The sequence below is a fragment of the Sphingobacteriales bacterium genome (assembly GCA_016699615.1).
GTDB lineage: Bacteria > Bacteroidota > Bacteroidia > Chitinophagales > JADIYW01 > JADJSS01.
The window spans coordinates 2891541-2909636 of sequence record CP064984.1 but is presented as its reverse complement, the minus strand read 5'-3'; the positions used below and the strand labels follow the sequence as shown (position 1 = coordinate 2909636).

The window sequence follows — 18096 nt, the reverse complement described above, 5'->3', positions numbered from 1 at the left end:
ATATTGCAATTATATTTCATAATTTTAAATCATAATTTTTACTAAATGGAAATACAATTTTGTGGTGCAGCTCAAACAGTAACAGGAAGCAATCATCTAATAAAACTAAACAATGGCAAACAATATATCTTAGATTGTGGTCTATATCAAGGAAATACAGAAGAAATGCTCAATTTCAACAACCAATGGTACTATAAACCAGAAGATGTTGATGCATTAATTTTATCTCATGCACATATTGACCATTCAGGCAGAATTCCAAAACTTGTAAAAGATGGATTTAATGGAAAAATATATTGCACATCAGCCACCAGAGATTTGTGTGCCATTATGTTATTAGATAGCGCACATATACAAATAAATGATGCTAAATATGCACAGAAAAGAGGCATAAAAAATGCAAAACCATTATACACCGAAGAAGATGTGAAAAAAGCACTCAAATTATTTAGAACTGTTGAATACGATAAATGGTTTTGGGTAGATAATGATGTAAGAGCAATTTTTAAAGACACAGGACATATTTTAGGAAGTGCAAGTATTACATTAGAAATTGATGAAGATAATAAGAAAACTAGAATTGCATTTTCGGGCGATATTGGAAGATGGAATAGACCAATTCTTCGTGATCCAGAATTTATGCCAGAAGCAGATTTTGTTGTAACAGAATCAACTTATGGTGGCGAAACACATTTAGAATCACCACAAGAAATAGAAAAAATACTAAGTATAATTACCAATACATGTATAGAAAAAAAAGGAAAATTAATTATTCCAGCATTTAGCATTGGCAGAACACAAGAATTATTGTATAAATTAGATATGTTGTATTTAGATGGAAAATTGCCAGCAATTCCAGTCTATTTAGATAGTCCATTAGCAATTAATGCAACAGAAATATTTAGAATGCACCCAGAATGCATGGATGATGGTATTGAGGAACACTTATTAAAAGATGATAATCCATTTGGTTGGAATGGTTTGACATATGTAAAAACTAAAGAACAATCTAAAATGCTTAATGAGCAAAATGAACCATGCATCATTATCAGTGCATCAGGTATGGCAGAAGCAGGACGAGTAAAACACCACATCTTTCATGAAATAGAAAAAACAGAAAATACAATTTTAATTGTTGGATATTGTGCAGAAGGAACACTTGGTGCTAAGTTGGTAAAAAAGCCAGAGATTGTGAAAATATTTGGTATTGAAAAAAAAGTAAATGCAAGTATTGAAATATTAGGAAGTATGAGTGCACATGCTGATGATGGCGAAATGAGAAAATTTTTAAGTAATCAAAAAAAAGCACACAAAATATTTTTGGTACACGGCGAAACAAAAAGGCAAGAACGCTTTAAAGCAAATTTACTGAATGATGGATTTGCTACAATTGAAATTCCTAAATTAGGAGAAATATTTAAACTTAATAATTAATCTATGCAAGATACAACAGCAAAACCTTGGTTCGAAACGTGGTTCGACTCTCCATTTTATCATACATTATACAAAAATAGAGATCACCATGAGGCACATACATTTATGGATAATCTAACGAATACATTAACTATAGATTATGGTAGAATATTAGATTTAGCATGTGGCAAAGGCAGACACGCACACTATTTAGCAGAAAAAGGATATGATGTAGTTGGTGTAGACTTGTCAAAAAATAGTATAGAGTATGCCAATACAATGTACAAACTACCCAACTTAGAATTTTATGTACATGATATGCGACAACCTTTTAGATTAAATTATTTTAAATATGTTTTAAATTTATTTACAAGTATCGGGTACTTTGAGCAATTAAAAGATAATGAAGCTGTTTTTGATAGTGTATATAAAATGTTGCAAGACAGTGGCTACTTTTTAATAGATTTTATGAACACAGAAAAAGTAATTAAAAACTTAGTACCACGAGAAAAAAAAGAAATAGATAATATAGATTTTTACATCAGAAGAGTTGTAGAAAATGGAAAAATTATTAAACACATTAAGGTAGAAAAAGAAAAAAATATTTATATTTATAGAGAAGAAGTACAAGCGTTGATGCCACATCATTTTCATCAATTTGCAAATCAAGCTGGATTTACCATTGTACAAGAATTTGGAGATTATAAATTGAATAAATATAATTCTAAATTATCTGATAGATATATATTGTTATTAAAAAAATAAACATATTATGAGTAAAAATATTGTAATCATAGGTTCAGGAAAAGGAATTAGTAAATCAGTCGCAGAAAAATTTGGTTCAGAAGGTTATCATGTAATATTAATAGCAAGAAGTAAAGAAAAACTACAAGAAATTTCTGATGAATTACAACAAAAAGATATTAGTGTACAATACTATGTTGCTGATGCAAAAGATAGTGATTCTATGAAAGATGTGTTTGAACAAATTTGGGAAAATATAGGTTTTATTGATACTTTGCTGTACAATGCATCGAAAAATAAACAAGTAAATATTGCTGAAGAAACAGCAGATAGCATAACCAAAGATTTTAAAACCAACGTTGCAGCAGCACTCACAGCTATACATTTAGTGCTTCCAGATATGGAAAAAAATAATGTCGGCACAATTTTATTGACAGGTGGTGGTTTGGCATTACATCCAGATCCAGAATATGGCTCACTATCAATTGGCAAAGCAGGTTTAAGAAGTTTAGCAGAATCATTGCACATTACACTAAAGCCAAAAAACATTTATGTAGGCACAGTTACAGTTTGCGGCTTTGTACAAGATAGCGATGAAAAATACAATGCACCACAAATAGCAGAGCAATTTTGGAAATTAAATACTGAACGCAATCAATTTGAAATTCAATATTAATGCTTGAAGCTATTGTATACAAAATAGCAATATTGATATACAGTTTTGATGATTCTTTATTCAAATTTATCAATCAAACAATTGCCAATAGTTTTTTTGATTTTCTGATGCCAATTCTCAGAAATAAATTCACTTGGGTTCCAGTATATATTTTTCTGTTTGTTTTAATGTATAATAAATTTAAAAATAAATTTATACTTTATGTATTATATTTTGTAATTGGCTTTGCAATTGTAGATTTTAGTACACATCAATTTTTAAAACCATTTTTTCATCGTGTACGTCCATGCTACAATGATTTTTTACAAGTAAGATTATTATTGGATTCTTGTGGTGGAAAATGGAGTTTTCCATCTTCACATGCAGCCAATCACGCTTTTATTTCATTTGGTTTATTACAAATTCCATTATTCAAAAATAAACTATACACCATACTTATAATATTATGGCCAATACTAGTTGGTTTTGCACAAATTTATGTTGGCGTACATTATCCATTAGATATCCTAATAGGATATATCTATGGCATATTAATTGCCATTTTATGGTATGAAATTTTTAGAAGATATCTAATTTAGGAAATTAAAGTGCCTATTTTTTCTCCTTGAAGAATTCTAAGAATATTTCCTTTTTCTTTGATATTAAAAACAATGATAGGCATCTTATTTTCTCTGCATAATGCAAATGCCGTTTGGTCCATTATTCTTAAATTTTTTATCAATACTTCATCAAAAGAAATAGTATCATATTTTTTTGCATCAGGTACTTTTTTAGGGTCAGCATCATAAACACCATCTACACTAGTACCTTTTAAGATTAGATCAGCTTCAATTTCGTTTGCTCTAAGTGCAGCTGCTGTATCAGTTGTAAAAAATGGATTTCCTGTTCCTGCTGCCATTATAATACATCTTTTTTTCTCAAGATGTCTTATTGCTCGGCGTCTTATATATTGCTCGCAAACTTGTTGTATATTTAGTGCAGACATTAATCTGGTGTATACACCTTTGGATTCTAAAGCACCTTGTAATGCCATTCCATTTATAACAGTTGCCAACATACCCATGTAGTCACCTTGCGAACGTTCAATGCCAATATTTCCAGCTTGTAAGCCTCTAAAAATATTGCCACCACCAATCACAATTCCTACTTCATAGCCATGCGATAACACTTCTGCAATTTCATCAGCAAAGCTATCTAATGTTTGTGCTTGAATTCCAAAATTTTGGTCGCCCATCAAGGCTTCACCACTAAGTTTTAATAAGATTCTTTTCTTTTTTATGTCTGACATATAATAATTTGATGTTTTTATTCGCAAGATTTGTTGAGTGTGCCTGTAATTGGTAGGTTTGGAACACTTAATTCTTGGCCATTAAAATTTTCTAATAATTTGCACCAATCAGAACTTTTTGCATCCGGAACATATTTTTGTAACGAATCAATTGTCCAAACTAAAAGTACTGTTTGGTCTACAGCAATGTATGCCTTGCAATTGGCACAATCTTCTTTTTTTCCACAAGATGAAAAAGTTAATGATAGCATTAACATTAATAAAAAGATATAGTATAATTTTTTCATAATATAAAGATAGACAAAAAAAAAGAGAACTAAAATAGTTCTCTTTTTGAATTTATGATAATGTTACACGTTTAAAGGATAACACTTGTAGTTCTTTATCTTCAGATTTCACATACTGTTCAACTGTTTTACTTGTGTCTTTCACAAACGGCATGTTCAACAATGTAGATTCTTTAATCATTGTATTTACAGCATTTTCAGCAATTTTGTCTACAATGTTTTCTGGTTTTCCTGCTTCAATTGCTTTTTCTCTTGCTACTGCTTTTTCTCTTGCTTTTACTTCTTCAGAAACGCCAGTACCATCTACTGCAATTGGATTCATTGCGACTATTTGCATAGCAACATCTTTTCCAATCACTATATTTGAATCATTAAGTGCTTTGTTTAATTCAACTAAAACACCCATTCTGTAACCCATGTGGATATATGGAACAACTCCATTTCCTTTAATGAATTCAAATTTCTTAACTTCAATTTTTTCACCAATTTTAGCAACGGTATCTAATAATTTATCTTTGATAGTAACACCATCAATCATACAATTATGTAAATCGTCTATATTAGTGATTTGATTGTCTAAAGCTATTTGTGCAATATTTTTTGCTAAGTTGATAAAGTCTTCATTTTTTGCAACAAAGTCTGTTTCAGAACATAAGTTTACTGCAATACCAAATGTACCATCATTGCTAGTTAATGCAATAACAACACCTTCATTTGCTTCTCTTTCTGCTCTATTTGCAGCTATTTTAGCACCTTTTTTTCTTAAGTAGTCAATTGCTGCTTCAAAATCGCCATTAGTTTCTACTAGTGCTTTTTTGCAATCCATCAATCCTGCTCCAGTTTCTTGTCTTAATTTATTTACTTCTGCTGCCGATATATTTACTGACATATAATAATTTTATGAATTATTTAATAATTTGTTTGTTGAATAATTTCTTATTCGTTTGAGATTGCTTGCTCAGATTTAGATTCTGTTTCTTCTTTATCTTTTTTACGCTCCGCTAATCCATCTTTTACTTGTTCTACAATGTAGTTCACAATTATTTGTATAGATTTTGTAGCATCATCATTTGCAGGAATTGCGAAGTCTACTAAATTTGGATCTGAATTTGTATCAACAATACCAATAGTTTTTAAGCCTAATTTTTTTGCTTCAGCTAAAGCTAAATGCTCATGAGATATATCTACTAAAAATAATGCAGCTGGTATTCTTGGTAAGTTTTCAATACCACCTAATACTTTGTCTAATTTTTGTTGTTGACGGCTAAGCATTAATTTTTCTTTCTTAGTGATGTTGTTTAATGCACCATCACCTAACATTTTCTCTATGCTTTGTTTTTTCTTGATAGATTTTCTGATAGTAGTGAAGTTTGTTAGCATACCACCTAACCATCTTTCAGTAACAAATGGCATATTAATCGTTTTTGCTGCTTCTGAAACGATTTCTTTTGCTTGTTTTTTTGTAGCAACAAACAAAATTTTTCTTCCAGATTTAGAAATAGATTTCATTACTGCACCTGCTTCTTCTAATTTTTCTTGAGTTTTATTCAAGTCTATGATGTGAATACCTTTACGTTCCATAAAAATATATGGTAACATTTTTGGATTCCATTTTTTCTTTAAATGTCCGAAGTGAACTCCAGCATCTAATAATTCTTGTTGAGATATTGTAGACATTCTTGTATCTTTTTTATAATATAAAATATAATATTAACGTTTGCTAAATTGAAAGCTTTTACGTGCTTTTTTCTTACCAAATTTCTTACGCTCTACCATTCTTGGATCTCTGGTAGTTAAACTTTCAGCTTTTAAAGCAGGTTTTAAAGTTTCATCTATTTTGATTAAAGCACGAGCAATACCTAAAGAAATTGCCTCAGCTTGTCCTTTAATTCCACCACCTTTTACATTGATGTTTACATCAAATTTTCCTTCTTGTCTTTGCAAACGATAAGTGGTTTCACAGCTCTATCTAATAGATATTTTAATGAAATATATTGGTCAGCTGGTTTGCCATTGATGGTAACAGCACCATTACCAGACTTTAAATACACTCTTGCTACTGCAGTTTTTCTTCTGCCTAAGCCGTTTGTTGTTGTTGTACTTGCCATTTATTATATGTTTATATTTAACTGTTTAGGGTTCTGTGCAGCATGTGGATGTGCAGTTCCAGCATATACAAATAATTTTTTATACATTGCTCTTCCTAATCTTGTTCTTGGAAGCATGTGCTTAATTGCATTCTCTAAAATAAACTCAGGTTTTTTTACCAATGCTTCTTTAGGTGTCATAAATCTTTGTCCACCAGGATATCCTGTGTGTCTGATGTACACTTTTGCATTTAATTTATTTCCAGAAAGCGCAACTTTTTCTGCATTGATGATAACCACATAGTCACCATTGTCAATATTTGGTGTGTAAGATGCTTTGTTTTTTCCTTGTAAAATTTTTGCAATTTCAGAAGATAATCTACCTAAGGTTTTATTTTCTGCATCTACCAAATACCATGTTCTATCAACATCTTTTGGTACTACTGTTCTTGTTTTATAACTTAAATTTCTCATTATTTGCGTAAATTGTATTTTTTGAGTGTGCGAAGATAGTATTTTACGCTAAAATTATATATATGCACTTGTATTTGTATCTAATAATTTATGTAAATTGCTGATAATCAATATAAAATTGTATATTAAATTTATATTAACAAGGCTTTATGCCTTAAACATGGCTCTGAAACTTTCTTCATTCTGAAAGAAATGTCCATAATGTTTTTTCAGTTGTGCTACAAACATATCATGTGGTATATCGTGAAATGAACCAAAATCTTGTAGATATTCCATAAATTTATTGCCATGTTCATCAAATTGTTGAAAAATTGAGTCTGTTTTTCCATCAAATTCTAACACAGGAACACCTTGCTTGTTGCATAATTCTTTATTAAAAGCTGGTGTTGCTTTTACCCATTTTTCTTCCAAATAGATATCTGTACATGCATGAAATGTAAGTACATCTGTTTTAATGATATCTATAAATTTATCTACACCAATATGGTTCTTTACATCGAAAAAACACATTCTACTTGGTATATTGACAACACGAAGACATGCTGCTAAAAGGCATGCTTTTTCTGTACAATAGCCACTTTTACTTGCTCTATTTAATAGTGTACTTGCTTTTAATTCTTCGTGTTTTAGATTTATATTGTATGGATTGTATTTAAAATCGTCTCTCACAGCATTATACAATAGTATTGCTTGTTGTGTAGGATTTGTTTCGTCTTGTATAATTTTTTTAGTATATTCAATTACATCTGGATGATTACTATCTATAAAAAATGTAGGTTGTAAATATAATTCAATTCCAAATGGTGCATTTTTCATGTTGCGAATATACATTTTAGCATTAAATTAGCGAAAAAAAATATTGAAAGACTTATCCAACAGAATTTTAGGCTTAGATATTTTGAGAAGTTTGGCAATTTTAATGGTTGTATTTGCACATGCATCAACTTTGTTTAATCCATTAATTTATATTCCATTTTTAGGAATATTTGTAGGAAAATTTTTGGCAATTAGTGGTGTTTTATCTTTTTTAGCTATTGAGTTGTTTTTTGTTTTAAGTGGATTTTTAATTTCTAAGATTTTGTTAGATATATTAAGCAAAGAGAAATTAAGCTTTGATATTCTTTTTAGAAAATTTTGGATTAGAAGATGGTTGCGAACATTGCCAAATTACTATTGGATTTTGTTTTTGAATATTCTGATATTTTGTGTCATTATCAAAAAATATACTTTTGACAGGCGATATTTATTTTTTTTGCAAAATATATATACACCACATCCTTCATTTTTTAGAGAAGCATGGAGCTTGGCTGTTGAAGAATGGTACTATCTAATTTCGCCATTAGTACTTATTACATTTATAAATCTTTTAAAGCATAATGTAAAGTCTGCATTTTTATTTTCATCAATTGCAATACTTGTTGCAATAGTTGTGTTAAAGCTAATTTTTGTGCAAAATACTACAACTGACTTTGATGAAGATATACGGAAAATTGTAATTTTTAGATTTGATAGTCTTTGCATTGGTGCAATTACATCATGGTTGTATCATTATTATAAAGCATATTTTTTTAAATACAAAAATGTATTATTTATTATTTCGTGTATTTTGTTACTATTTTTTATAAATATTTTTTACCTAATTTTTGAAAACAACTATGAATTGTATAGAAATAATATGTATATTAAAAACTTTATAAATTATGGCTTCTCTCCTATTTCTGCTGTATTGTTTGCAATGTGTTTCCCATACTTCTACTCAATAAAAAATATAAAAATTGGCAATATATTTTTTGCTATAACAAGTAAGATTTCATATTCTATGTATTTAATTCATTTGTTTATATATTATCTATTCTTTCACCAAAAAATAGTACCTAATACAATTACACAAAGTTTAATTTTTGGTACAATCTATTTTGTAGCTGTTTATGTATTGTCTTATATAAATTATCAGTTGATTGAAAAATTATTCTTAGGCATCAGAGACTCAAAATTTCCTAATATTTCCTAAATCATTATTTTAAGTAAAATATATTTGCTATTTTCGTACACTATATGAGCGAAGAGCAGTCATATAAACCAATCAAAAAATATCAAGCAACTTATAAATATGCTGTGCTAACAATTGCATTGAACTTATTTATAGTTGGTTTGTTTGCAAGTATTTTATATTTAGCAAAAAATACAATTAATAAACTTAAACAGAATATTGATATTGAATTGATTCTACATGATACACTTTCTGCAAACCAAATTAATCAAGTAACGACTGACTTACGCCAGAAAGAATACATCAGCAAAGTAGCTTATAGAAGTAAAGAGAAAAGCAAAAATGTATGAGAAAGAATTAGGACAGAATTTTACTCAAATTTTAGGTTACAATCCATTGTACAATGCATATGTAGTAAATCTGAAACCTGAATTTTTAGACTCTAAAACATTAAAAGAATTAAAATCTGATTTCATGATGATTGGTGGCATCAAAGAAATGTCATACTCAGAACCTATTAGCAATTTTGTGAGTACTACTGTAAAACCAGCTTTTGTTACAATTAGTATACTTTCAATAATATTATTAATTATCGCATTTTCTGTAATTGATACAACCATAAGATTAAAAATGTATAGCCAAAGATTTGCAATAAGAACTATGCAACTGATAGGTAGTACAGAATGGTTTATCATAAAGCCATATATTTTTAATGCAATAAAAGCAGGTTTGGTAAGTGTTTTTATTAGCATAATATTTTTGGCAATTCTCTTAAGTTACGGAATTTATAAGTACAGTTTGGTACTTTCTCAAAATGATATAATATTTTTTGTAATATTGGCTGCAAAGTTTAATTCTAATAAGCTTGTCTATTTCAACAATTAGCACTTATTTTGCAGTTAGAAAATACTTGAACTTAAATCTTGATGATTTAGTATAAAAAAATAAAAAATGGCAAAAAATAAACCACAAGTAAAACAAGCACCAAAAGTAGCTGAACCAAAAGAAGTAAAACAAATAAATCAATCTACAAAGAAAAGTAGTGGTTCAGGTTTCAGTTTACCAAAAAGTCAAAATCAAACACTTTTATTTGACAACTTGAACTATATTCTATTTAGTATAGGCGCAGTACTTATAGTATTAGGTTTTATACTAATGAGTGGTGGCAATACTGATCCAAAAGTATTTAACGAAGCAGAAATCTATTCATTTAGAAGAATTACACTTGCACCTATTACAATATTAATAGGATTTGCAATTATAGGAATTGGAATACTAAAAAAACCTAGTCAAACAATTACAACAGCATAATGGAAACAATACATGCTGTTTTTATTGCTATTGTAGAAGGCATCACAGAGTTTTTGCCAGTATCATCTACTGCACATATGATTTTTATGAGTACATTTTTCGGTATTGAAGAAAATGAATTTGTAAAAATGTTTCAAGTATCTATACAATTTGGCGCTATACTTTCGGTAGTGGTATTGTATTGGAAAAAGTTTTTAAATTTCAAATCATTAGATTTTTATATTAAGTTGGCTATAGCTATCATTCCAGCATTAGTACTAGGAAAATTATTTGACGAAAAAATAGAAGCAGTTTTAGAAAAACCTATTCCAATTGCCATCGTTTTAATACTTGGTGGTATCGTATTGTTGTTTGTAGATAAATATTTTCAAAATCCAACAATAAAAAAGGAAGAAGACATTACCATAAAAAAAGCATTCACTATTGGTTTTTGGCAATGTTTAGCAATGATGCCTGGCGTAAGTCGTTCGGCTGCTTCAATAATTGGTGGTATGCAACAAAAGCTAACAAGAGATTTAGCAGCAGAATTTTCATTCTTTTTAGCAGTACCAACCATGTTTGCAGTGACTTGTTATTCTTTAATCTTAAAAGATTGGAACTACAATGGAATTGAGCAAAAAGGCTATGAGATGATATTTTCATCTTCAAGCAATACATTCATTTTTATCTTAGGAAATATAGTCGCATTTATTGTAGCATTATTAGCTATAAAATTCTTTATAGAAATCATCAAAAAATATGGTTTTAAGTTTTTTGGCTACTATAGAATAATCATGGGTAGCATTATTTTAGCATTTTTATTACTAAAATAGTTTTCTCTCTTCAATATATTGCACTTGCAATAAACAATAATATTTAGAATTCTAAATTTCTTCAAAATTCAAATGTAAATTTGTGAATGAAAATTTTGATTGTAGAAGATGAAAAAGAACTTGCAAAAGACATTGCCAATTATTTATCTAAAGAAAATCATTTGTGTGAGTTTGCATCTACATATAATCAAGCCATTGAAAAAATAGCACTTTATACCTATGATTGTATTCTTTTAGATATCATGTTGCCAGATGGCAATGGTTTGAAAATTCTTGAAATAATAAAAAATCAAAACAAACAAGATGGTGTAATTATTATTTCAGCAAAAAACGCAATTGATGATAAAGTAAAAGGATTGCAAATTGGCGCTGATGATTATTTGACAAAACCATTTCATCTTTCTGAATTGTCTGCAAGAATACATTCTATCATACGCAGAAAACAATTTAATAGTTCCAATATTATCCAACAAAATGAAATAACAATTGATTTGTTGGGCAAAACAGTACAAGTAAATGAAACAGAAATTAATCTAACAAAAAAAGAAATTGATTTATTGCTATTTTTTATTGGAAATAAAAATCGTGTTATCTCAAAAAGTGCTTTGGCTGAACATCTATCTGGTGATATTGCAGACATGTTTGACAACCACGATTTTATTTATGCACATGTAAAGAATTTTAAAAAGAAATTAACTGAAGCTTGATACGACAACTATATCAAAACAATTTATGGAACTGGATATAAATGGGAAATATGAGTAAATTATTAAACAAACCATTCAAAGCATTTTCAATTTATGCGCTAATTATTTTAATGTGTAGTATTCCTGTTTATTATTTAGTAATAGATTTTATTTGGCTACAAGAGTTAGACGAGCATAATTTAATTATAAAAAAACAGATACTAAATAATTTTAATAAAAATACAATTGAAGAAATTGAATTAAATAGTTTGCTTAAAAATTGGAATAAATTGCAACCAAATACAACATTAACACCAAGCAATATAACATCTCCAAAATCTGACAGCACTTATACGATTAGCAAACAAAATGAGTATGTAGCCTATAATGAAATCAATCGATTTAGAGTTCTTTCATCTTATATAATAATTAATAACAAAATATACCATTTGCAAGTTGAAAGTAATGTTGAAGAAACTGATGAGACAATGCTTGCAATTGCTTTTGTAACACTTTTATTTTTTATAGCATTGGTTATTGGATTTATTTTTCTAAACAGGCGAATAGCAAAACAAATTTGGCAACCATTTAGAAATACACTTGAAAAACTAAAATCATTTGATTTAACTACGCAACAAACCATTTCATTTGACAAAACTGATATTGAAGAATTTGAAGACTTAAATCAATCTTTGCGAAACTTAATAGATAAAAATATTTCTGTATATACACAACAAAAAACATTTATAGAAAATGCATCGCACGAATTACAAACTCCTTTGGCAGTTCTAAAATCAAAAATAGATGTATTGTTGCAAAACGAACAACTAAGCAATGAACAAGCTGAAATAATTAATGCAATTGAATTGCCACTGTCAAGAGTAACGCGAATCAACAAAAATTTATTGCTTTTAGCCAAAATAGAAAACAATCAATTTTCTGATAAAGAAAATATTGAATTAACAGAAATGATAAATGAGTCGATTGAAATGCTTTCAGATTATATTGAAGCCAAACAAATTTCAGTTGGTAAAAACCTCAAAGAAAAATTTTCGCTCACATGCAACAAAACTTTACTTGAAATTTTAATCAATAATTTATTAATCAATGCAATTGTACATAATGTTGAAAATGGAAAAATTAATATAGAATTTTGTGATAGGAAATTATCAATTTCCAATATAGGAAAATCAGCATTAGATAATACTAAAATTTTTGACAGATTTATAGTTTCATCTTCCGAGAATACCAATAGTGGTTTAGGTTTAGCCATAACTAAAGAAATTTGCCATCGCTACAATTGGAATATCCAATACACTTTTGAAAATAATTTTCATTCGTTCGTAATAAAATTCTAAATTTCTTCTAAATCGATGTTCAACTTTGTAGTATAAAATTTACAAAAATGAAAACATTATTAATTGTATTGGCTGCCACATATGCAGTATCGTGTTCAAACACACACACAAAATAAAACATCGAAATTCCAGCTGTAGTTAAACTAACACTGCAAAAAAATTACCAAAATGCAGAAGAGCTAAAATGGGAAAAAGAAAACAGCAACTATGAAGCATCTTTTGAATTTGATAAAACTGAATATTCACTTCTCATAGACTCAGTAGGAAATATTCTTGAAACAGAAATTGAAATCAAAACCAATGAACTTCCTGTTGAAGTAAAAAATTATGTTGCTAAAAACTATGCAGATCAAAAAATTAAAGAAGCTGCAAAAATTATAGACAACAAAGGCACTGTCACTTATGAAGCAGAAGTAAATGACAAAGATTTAATTTTTGACTCAAACGGAAATATAATAAAATAACAAATATTATGACGTACATAAAAAATATAGCACTAAGTTATTTCCTATTTATGATGATTGTTATTTCGTCTGCACAAACACCACTAACAACAATTTCTGGAATAGTAAAAGATAAAAAAGACAAATCACTCATGTCTTATGTAAATGTTGTTTTAAAAACTGAAAAAGATAGTGCGTTTGTAACAGGAACAGTAACAGATGACAATGGAAGTTTTATACTCACAGACATTAAACCAGATAATTATATTATAGAATTTTCTTTTCTTGGATACATTACAAAAGAAAAACCATTATTTGTTGGTAATCTTTCAAAGTTTTTAGATATAGCAACGATTGAAATAGAAGAAGATGCACAGTTACTAAATGAAGTTTTGATAACAGCAAAAGCAGATGACGTGAGTAGCAAAATGGATAAAAAAACGTATTCCGTTGAAGATAATATTAGTCAGAATGGAGGTTCTGTTTTGCAAACCATGCAAAATTTGCCAGGTATTACAGTACAAGACAATAAAGTTCAACTACGTGGAAATGATAAAGTAACAATACTCATTGATGGTAAACAAACAGCAATGACAGGCTTTGGCAACCAAACTGGATTAGATAACATTCCGGCATCATCTATCGAAAAAATAGAAATCATCAACAATCCATCTTCCAAATACGATGCAAATGGCAATGCTGGAATTATCAATATTATAATGAAAAAAAACAAACAAGATGGTTTTAATGGCAAAGTTGGACTCACTATTGGTGCTGGCGCATTGTGGGTTCGTCATGATAACTTACCTACAATAAGGCCACAATATACTTTTACACCAAAAGTCAATCCTTCCATTTCTTTTAATTATAGAAAAGGAAAAATAAATGCATTTTTTCAAGCAGATAATTTATATACACAAACACTCAATAAAAATGAATTTGTAGATAGAACTTATGACGATGGAACTATTATCAAACAACAACTAAAAAGAAATAGAAACACAAATTTCTTTACGTCAAAAGCAGGCATTGATTGGTATATCAATGAACATAATACTTTGACTGTTTCTGGTTTATTTGGAAGTGAGAAAATAATTGACAGAGGCGACCAACCTTTTTTTAATGCAGATTTATCTGAAAGATTGCGACTTTGGAAATTTTTAGAAGATGAATTAAAAACAACAGCAATGTCTACTGTGGCATATCAACACAAATTCAAACAAGCTGGACATTTACTTAACGCAGGTTTTAACTATACTTTTCACAGAGAAGATGAAAAATATTTTTACGATAACTATTTACCAACTTCAAAAGGCACAGATGCATTCAAACTATTATCAGACGAACAAGTATATGATTTTAATGTAGATTATATAAAACCATTAAAGTTTGGGCATATAGAAACTGGTATAAAATTTAGATATAGAACAATTCCTACAAACATGAATTTTATTCCTGGTGTAAATTCAGTATTAGATACAAATGCTGGTGGCTGGGCAAATTACAAAGAATTGATTCCTGCACTTTATGGAAATTATGTAGTAGAAAATAAAAAATGGGAAGCAGAATTAGGATTGAGATTAGAATATGTGAACATCAATTACAAGGTAAACCCAAATCACAATACTTACAAAAGTGATGGCTATGATTATATTCAACCTTTTCCAAATTTCAGATTGGCATATAAAATTAATGACCACAACAAACTGTCGCTTTTCTATAATCGAAGAGTAGATAGACCAAACGAAGTAGATATTAGAATTTTTCCAAAATACGATGATGCTGAAATTATTAAAGTTGGTAACCCAGCATTGCGTCCACAGTTCACCAATTCATTTGAGTTAGGCTATAAGACAAATTGGAATAAAGGCTATTTTTATTCAGCATTATATTATCGTTTTGCAACTGCAACTATTACAAGAATTTCTACGATTGTACCCAACAGTACTTTAATATATGCCATATTTCAGAATGCTGGAAAAAGTCACAACACAGGCTTGGAAGTCATATTCAATCAAAATATAACAAAATGGTATACTTTAAATCTCAATGCAAATATATATTACAATCAAATTAATGCATTTACAGTAGAAAATTTATATCCAACACCACATACTTTTTCAATGGTCAAACAAACTATTTTCTCAGGTAGTATTAAATTGAATAATAATTTTCATTTACCAAAAAACTTTGAATTGCAAGCAACTGCTGTGTATTTAGCACCAGATATTATACCACAAGGAAAAATTGGGCAAAGATTTTCATTCGATTTAGGTCTAAAAAAATCTATCCAAAAAGGAAAAGGTGAACTATTTTTTAATGCTAATGATTTGTTTAATACGATGGTAATTAAAAAACAAATTAATGGAAATGGTTTTAACTATACAAGTTCAGACTATTATGAAACACAAGTTATTCGATTAGGCTATAGTTTTAAATTTTAATTTTTGATTAAGTATATAACATTTGTATTTTTGTTTTGATTCGCTTCTATTTTTGCAAACAATATACCAAAAAGATACATTGTAAAAAAATAACATATTATAATATGTATAACTTTTAATTGAGATATTCAAAAAAAAATAGTATTTTCATTACCTAATTAAATAAGTATATACATGAAAGTATAAAATCTATTTATTTACTATTTTAAAACTAAACAAATTATTATAATCTCTAAAAATTAAAAAATGAAAAAATTAGCGTCAGAATTTATTGGAACATTATGGTTAGTACTTGGTGGATGTGGTAGTGCAGTATTAGCAGCAGCATATCCAGAGTTAGGCATTGGCTTTGTTGGTGTAGCAATGGCATTTGGACTTACTGTATTAACAATGGCTTATGCAATTGGTCATGTTTCTGGTTGCCATCTTAATCCTGCTGTATCTATAGGACTTTGGATTGGTGGTCGCTTCGACAAAAAAGAGTTGATTCCATATATTGTTGCACAAATATTAGGAGCAATTACTGGTGCTGCTATTTTGTATATTATAGCAAGTGGAAAAGCTGGTTTTGAATTAGGTGGATTTGCAGCAAATGGTTATGGCGAACATTCTCCAGGTGGATACAATATGTTAGCAGCTTTTGTAACAGAAGTAGTAATGACATTTATGTTCTTAATTATTATTCTTGGCGTAATACATGAAAATGCACCTAAAGGATTTGCTGGCTTAGCTATCGGATTAGGATTAACGCTAATACATTTAATCAGTATTCCAGTTACAAATACATCTGTAAATCCTGCAAGAAGTATAAGTCAAGCAATATTTGCTGGTGGTTGGGCATTAGAGCAATTGTGGTTATTTATAGTTGCACCAATTGTTGGAGCTGTTTTAGCAGGAATCGTACATAAAATGATTTCTAACAACAACGAATAAATACACATTTACAATTGTACTATTGAAAATATTAATTCATAGAAATTAGTAATATTATTTCTGATTGTAAATTATACATGACAATAGAACAAGTATTTCAAGATAAGACATTAAAAACAAAAGCTAAGGTTTCAATAATTGGTGATTGTCTATTAAAAGATGATTTGAATATTGAAACCTTATTGCTATTTGCTGAGCAACAAAAAGCTACAGACAAAGCAACATGTATAGAAGCATTAGAATATGCTACTAAAAAATTTCCAAGTATTGCCAACGAAAGTTTACAGAGTTTTGTAATAAATACACTAAATGATGAAGAACCAAGAGTAAAATGGGAAAGTGCAAAAGTAATTGGAAATACAGCTAAATTGTTTCCTACAAAACTTGATAAGGCTATTAATAATCTTTTATCAAATGCTGAACACAAAGGTACTGTTGTACGTTGGGCAACAGCTTATGCATTAGCTGAAATCCTAAAGTTAAATACTGAACACAATAAAACACTATTGCCAAAAATTGAAATACTATTAGAAAACGAAGAAGACAATGGTGTGAAGAAAAAGTATATCGATGCACTCAAAAAAGTAAAAAGATAGTATTGAATACAATTTTTAGATATCGATATTTACTTACTAAACAAAATACAGAATAATAAAATGACAATTATTAATCTACAAACAAAATTTAATGCAGATATTAATAGATGCTTTGATTTATCACGTGATGTTGATGCACATAAACTAACAGCAAAAAGAACTAATGAAACTGCAATTGCAGGTAGAACATCAGGACTTTGTCAATTAGGAGATAAAATTACTTGGGAGGCAAAACATTTTGGAATAAGACAAAGACTTACAGTAGAAATTACAAAAATGAATCCACCATATTTTTTTGAAGACATTATGTTGAAAGGTGCATTTAAAAGCATGCGTCATATTCATACATTTGAAAGTAAAAATGGACATACAATAATGACAGACGAATTTTATTATGAAGTACCATTTGGTATTTTAGGTAAAATATTTGACGTATTAGTTCTAAAAAAATATATGACTAATTTTTTAAAAATTAGAAATCAAATACTTAAAGATATCTTAGAAAGCTAAGCAACAGAATGTAAATAAGATATCATTATGAACTAACGCAAACA

The 18096-nt window shown here is 28.7% G+C and carries 22 protein-coding genes and 1 pseudogene; 16 read left to right on the top strand and 7 right to left on the bottom strand.

The window, feature by feature from the left end; translation table 11 throughout:
- Positions 1-45: 45 nt before the first annotated feature.
- Genes IPK18_13890 through IPK18_13875 form a run of 4 tightly spaced genes read left to right on the top strand, consistent with a single transcriptional unit; the run spans position 46 to position 3411 of the window.
- Positions 46-1434: an MBL fold metallo-hydrolase gene (locus tag IPK18_13890; GenBank protein QQR97891.1), complete on the top strand. Its 1389-nt coding sequence runs from the start codon at positions 46-48 to the stop codon at positions 1432-1434.
- Positions 1435-1437: 3 nt separating this feature from the next.
- Positions 1438-2178 (top strand): class I SAM-dependent methyltransferase, encoded by a 741-nt coding sequence (locus IPK18_13885; protein ID QQR97890.1) that lies wholly within the window; start codon positions 1438-1440, stop codon positions 2176-2178.
- Between the two features lie 7 nt (positions 2179-2185).
- Positions 2186-2833: an SDR family NAD(P)-dependent oxidoreductase gene (locus IPK18_13880; protein ID QQR97889.1), complete on the top strand. Its 648-nt coding sequence runs from the start codon at positions 2186-2188 to the stop codon at positions 2831-2833.
- Entirely contained in the window at positions 2833-3411 is a 579-nt protein-coding gene (locus IPK18_13875; GenBank protein ID QQR97888.1) for a phosphatase PAP2 family protein, read from the top strand. Before IPK18_13880 ends, IPK18_13875 begins: the two co-directional genes overlap by 1 nt.
- On the opposite strand, the gene IPK18_13870 is transcribed toward IPK18_13875, so the two are convergent.
- The 7 genes and pseudogenes from IPK18_13870 to IPK18_13840 all read right to left on the bottom strand — a co-directional run bounded on the left by IPK18_13870 (position 3408) and on the right by IPK18_13840 (position 7785).
- Positions 3408-4121: a UMP kinase gene (locus IPK18_13870; GenBank protein QQR97887.1), complete on the bottom strand. Its 714-nt coding sequence runs from the start codon at positions 4119-4121 to the stop codon at positions 3408-3410. The two genes, IPK18_13875 and IPK18_13870, sit on opposite strands and share 4 nt — an antisense overlap.
- Before the next feature lie 17 nt (positions 4122-4138).
- The gene (locus IPK18_13865; GenBank protein QQR97886.1) at positions 4139-4408 is read right to left on the bottom strand and encodes a hypothetical protein; all 270 of its coding nucleotides are present in this window, start codon (positions 4406-4408) and stop codon (positions 4139-4141) included.
- Positions 4409-4460: 52 nt separating this feature from the next.
- Positions 4461-5297 carry an elongation factor Ts gene (locus tag IPK18_13860; GenBank protein ID QQR97885.1) on the bottom strand — a complete coding sequence of 279 codons (837 nt, stop codon included), beginning with the start codon at positions 5295-5297 and terminating at the stop codon, positions 4461-4463.
- A 47-nt stretch (positions 5298-5344) separates the two neighbouring features.
- Positions 5345-6085 (bottom strand): 30S ribosomal protein S2, encoded by a 741-nt coding sequence (gene rpsB / locus IPK18_13855; protein QQR97884.1) that lies wholly within the window; start codon positions 6083-6085, stop codon positions 5345-5347.
- Positions 6086-6118: 33 nt separating this feature from the next.
- Positions 6119-6516, bottom strand: a pseudogene (gene rpsI, locus IPK18_13850) (30S ribosomal protein S9).
- Positions 6517-6519: 3 nt separating this feature from the next.
- Entirely contained in the window at positions 6520-6969 is a 450-nt protein-coding gene (rplM, locus tag IPK18_13845; protein QQR97883.1) for a 50S ribosomal protein L13, read from the bottom strand.
- A 147-nt stretch (positions 6970-7116) separates the two neighbouring features.
- Positions 7117-7785 carry a transglutaminase domain-containing protein gene (locus IPK18_13840; GenBank protein QQR97882.1) on the bottom strand — a complete coding sequence of 223 codons (669 nt, stop codon included), beginning with the start codon at positions 7783-7785 and terminating at the stop codon, positions 7117-7119.
- A 43-nt stretch (positions 7786-7828) separates the two neighbouring features.
- Here IPK18_13840 and IPK18_13835 point away from each other — a divergent pair, with 43 nt between their 5' ends.
- From IPK18_13835 to IPK18_13780, 12 genes are all read left to right on the top strand, one after another.
- Positions 7829-8980 (top strand): acyltransferase, encoded by a 1152-nt coding sequence (locus IPK18_13835; protein ID QQR97881.1) that lies wholly within the window; start codon positions 7829-7831, stop codon positions 8978-8980.
- 44 nt (positions 8981-9024) lie between these two features.
- Positions 9025-9309 (top strand): hypothetical protein, encoded by a 285-nt coding sequence (locus IPK18_13830; protein QQR97880.1) that lies wholly within the window; start codon positions 9025-9027, stop codon positions 9307-9309.
- Entirely contained in the window at positions 9302-9844 is a 543-nt protein-coding gene (locus IPK18_13825) for a hypothetical protein (protein ID QQR97879.1), read from the top strand. The genes IPK18_13830 and IPK18_13825 overlap by 8 nt, the downstream gene beginning before the upstream one ends.
- Before the next feature lie 66 nt (positions 9845-9910).
- On the top strand, positions 9911-10270 hold the full coding sequence (locus IPK18_13820; protein ID QQR97878.1) for a DUF3098 domain-containing protein: 360 nt from the start codon (positions 9911-9913) through the stop codon (positions 10268-10270).
- Positions 10270-11082, top strand: a complete 813-nt coding sequence (locus tag IPK18_13815; protein QQR97877.1) for an undecaprenyl-diphosphate phosphatase — start codon at positions 10270-10272, stop codon at positions 11080-11082. Before IPK18_13820 ends, IPK18_13815 begins: the two co-directional genes overlap by 1 nt.
- An 86-nt stretch (positions 11083-11168) precedes the next feature.
- Complete coding sequence (locus IPK18_13810; GenBank protein ID QQR97876.1) at positions 11169-11789, top strand: response regulator transcription factor; 621 nt, start codon at positions 11169-11171, stop codon at positions 11787-11789.
- Positions 11790-11839: 50 nt separating this feature from the next.
- Positions 11840-13126, top strand: a complete 1287-nt coding sequence (locus IPK18_13805; GenBank protein QQR97875.1) for a HAMP domain-containing histidine kinase — start codon at positions 11840-11842, stop codon at positions 13124-13126.
- Between the two features lie 119 nt (positions 13127-13245).
- A complete protein-coding gene (locus tag IPK18_13800; GenBank protein ID QQR99363.1) occupies positions 13246-13590 on the top strand; it encodes a PepSY-like domain-containing protein in 345 nt (114 codons plus the stop codon).
- Between the two features lie 8 nt (positions 13591-13598).
- Entirely contained in the window at positions 13599-16013 is a 2415-nt protein-coding gene (locus IPK18_13795; GenBank protein ID QQR97874.1) for a TonB-dependent receptor, read from the top strand.
- 246 nt (positions 16014-16259) lie between these two features.
- Complete coding sequence (gene aqpZ, locus IPK18_13790) at positions 16260-16946, top strand: aquaporin Z (GenBank protein ID QQR97873.1); 687 nt, start codon at positions 16260-16262, stop codon at positions 16944-16946.
- A 77-nt stretch (positions 16947-17023) separates the two neighbouring features.
- The gene (locus IPK18_13785) at positions 17024-17542 is read left to right on the top strand and encodes a HEAT repeat domain-containing protein (protein QQR97872.1); all 519 of its coding nucleotides are present in this window, start codon (positions 17024-17026) and stop codon (positions 17540-17542) included.
- A 60-nt stretch (positions 17543-17602) separates the two neighbouring features.
- Entirely contained in the window at positions 17603-18052 is a 450-nt protein-coding gene (locus IPK18_13780) for an SRPBCC family protein (GenBank protein QQR97871.1), read from the top strand.
- The last annotated feature ends 44 nt before the right edge of the window (positions 18053-18096 follow it).